Origin of the sequence: Anabaena sp. AL93, assembly GCF_001672085.1 — a bacterium.
Classification (GTDB): domain Bacteria; phylum Cyanobacteriota; class Cyanobacteriia; order Cyanobacteriales; family Nostocaceae; genus Dolichospermum; species Dolichospermum heterosporum.
This window is the reverse complement of sequence record NZ_LJOU01000205.1, coordinates 1-1,857: the sequence shown is the minus strand read 5'-3', so window position 1 is coordinate 1,857 and position 1,857 is coordinate 1. Positions and strand designations below refer to the sequence as shown.

The following is a 1,857-nucleotide window of genomic DNA, read 5'->3' as shown; positions in this document are numbered from 1 at the left end:
CCGCTAGAATATCCGGTGCTAATTCCCTGGTAATCCTGCTAAATGCCTGATAACCAATAGTTTTAGCTACTTCTAGCAATTCCTGAACAACTTCTGGAGGCGGGTTATCTTTGATTAGAGGTAAATAGTCATTGACTAAGAATTTTTCATCGTCTGACAGGTCAGAAAAATTATTACTACCCCTATATAGAGCTTCTATTAGGACTAGTAATATTTTTTTGAGGGCATTGAACCCACCAAATTTACTAGCTATTTTAGAAATATAGGGCTGTGATAATTTGCTTATTTTAGCAACGGCTTTTTGTGTACATTTAATTCCTGTGTCTATACATTGCTTAAATGCTTCTAATAGATAATATCTGCTTACCTGTTCTCTATCACCTGCTGTTGGTGTAATCTCAAAAGCAGTGGTTTTAGTTAAGGTTGCACCGGGGTAATAATCTAGTAGGTAACTAAGATCATCGTCACTAGTTAAATAAATTGTTAGTGCTTCATCAGGGCGGCGGTTGGCTCGGAGTCTGCCTCCCATCTGAATAATCTCTGCTTTCACTAAATGCTCTATATACTCCTGAAATTGGGGATTATCTTTACTAGTGTCATAATCCCCTGTGAAAGTTGCGTATTTAGCTGCTACAGCCCCTATATCCTGATAAGGTGAACCGATAGCAAATAAAGCATCGTGATTCATGTATTTATTAGTACCGCGATTATCCTTAAACCAGTAACCTTCACCATCTTGTTTATGTTTGAGGTGGTCAATGACTCCTAAATTTTGATGATTAGATGCTAATGCTGCTTTTGTGGCATCTAATTGTTTAACTTTTGATTTACTTCTGTCTTTACCACATAATCCTAAATCAGTAATTTGTACCACTTTTAGATTTGAGTAGTTAGGTAATTTTTCACAGATGACTAATATCTCACTGGCATCTATTCCTAATTCAAAAGCTACTGTTTTTCGGGTAGCAGTTGCATCCAGTAAAAACACATTTTGGAATTTACTTAGTACCTCTAGTTGTCTGGTGTTTTTTGTGGTAATGATTAGCTTGTGATGTTTAATCCTCAATGCCCCAGGACTAATATTAGCAATGATTTCTAATAATGGTGTTAACCAATTCACTATTAGGTTATCTAATAATTCATGGGATTCTTGACTTGCTTCTTTACCGAATGTATAACGAATATATTTCAAGGTTTTGGGGTTTATTCCCTTTCTTTCACTTGTGTCAATGCCATCTAAGGATACGCTATCAGCAGCTTGAAAGATATCTTCTAAATCAGGTGATAGCACTTTTAAAGACTCAATGATATTGGGGATAATGTTATGGTCAATGTCTCCCAATATATCCATGACTTGATTATGATTATAACCATAGTAATTTTCTTTATGCTTGGAAGATAAATATTTCTCCAATGGTGAGATAAAATCTTTGATTTGTTTCCAAACTTCTGGTAAATGTCTAGCAATTTCTCCTAAAGTCTTTTGGTAATCTGTTAATGATAATTCTGTAGTTTCCACTAGATTAATTTGACGACTAGATTCATCTACAAAAGCTAGGGATTTTTCTGGTATTTCTGATGGTAATGAATCAATATGGCATCTGATTCTATCTTTCATCAGTGCCTCACGCCGATCTCTCCTAAAACTTGCACCAGCTATTTTATCTAATATATCACCTTCAAAATCTACACCTTGACAATTGGCTTTGAATTTACAAGTATGACAAATGGGATTTAATGATGATTCACTATTTGATTCTTGATGATAGCCTTTAGATGCTAATTTATGAAATAAAGGTGTTTTGTGACAATTCCCGGAAATATTGGCTTCTTGATTTTGAGGCCAGTTAATGGTGG

General features: G+C 35.0%; 1 pseudogene. It reads right to left on the bottom strand.

From position 1 onward, the window contains the following. Positions 1-1,857: pseudogene (locus tag AN486_RS26445) on the bottom strand (hypothetical protein); the annotation flags it as partial.